This window comes from Aneurinibacillus aneurinilyticus ATCC 12856 (assembly GCF_000466385.1).
Classification (GTDB): domain Bacteria; phylum Bacillota; class Bacilli; order Aneurinibacillales; family Aneurinibacillaceae; genus Aneurinibacillus; species Aneurinibacillus aneurinilyticus.
Genome location: NZ_KE952914.1, coordinates 1 through 509 on the forward strand (window position 1 = coordinate 1; position 509 = coordinate 509).

Annotated in this window: 1 protein-coding gene; it reads right to left on the bottom strand. The window is 38.5% G+C overall.

What is annotated here, in order from left to right:
* Positions 1 to 72: 72 nt before the first annotated feature.
* The gene (locus HMPREF0083_RS24675) at positions 73 to 429 is read right to left on the bottom strand and encodes a four helix bundle protein (RefSeq protein ID WP_021624686.1); all 357 of its coding nucleotides are present in this window, start codon (positions 427 to 429) and stop codon (positions 73 to 75) included.
* Between the last annotated feature and the right edge of the window lie 80 nt (positions 430 to 509).

Consider the following 509-nt stretch of genomic DNA (forward strand, 5'->3'; position numbering starts at 1 on the left):
TCTGACTTCACTGCTGCAGGAACGCTCCCCTACCGCGCTAGAAGTAAGAAATCAAATGTAGGATGCAGTTTTTTATTTCCACTTGCTATGCAGTGCAGATAATTGTTTACCTATACCTTCATAATTTGTTAGTAATTGCTTATATTCATCTGAAGATAAGTAATGAAATTCATAGGCATAGTCCAATAAAACCTGTACTTCGTTGCAAGAGCCTATTGCTATAAGCAAAAAACGTTTGAATTCAGCTTTCGATTTTTTTCTTCCATAACCTTCAGCAATGTTCAATGGAATTGACTGAGAAGCCCTTCTCAACTGACTTCCTAACTCATAACGTTCATGCTTTGGAAAACGTTGTGTGACCCGATGTACTTCTTTTCCAAGCTCATACGATTGCTTATATACTCGTAAGTCTCGGAATGTCCGAATCATCTTTTCACTTCCTAGTTCTTACATCTCATTTCTTACTTCTAGCACTCACAGCTTCGGTAGTACGCTTAGCCCCGTTACAT

What these genes read in the sequence shown, in the direction of transcription:
- HMPREF0083_RS24675 (WP_021624686.1), bottom strand. Translation starts at nt 429, where the DNA reads ATGATTCGGACATTCCGAGACTTACGAGTATATAAGCAATCGTATGAG.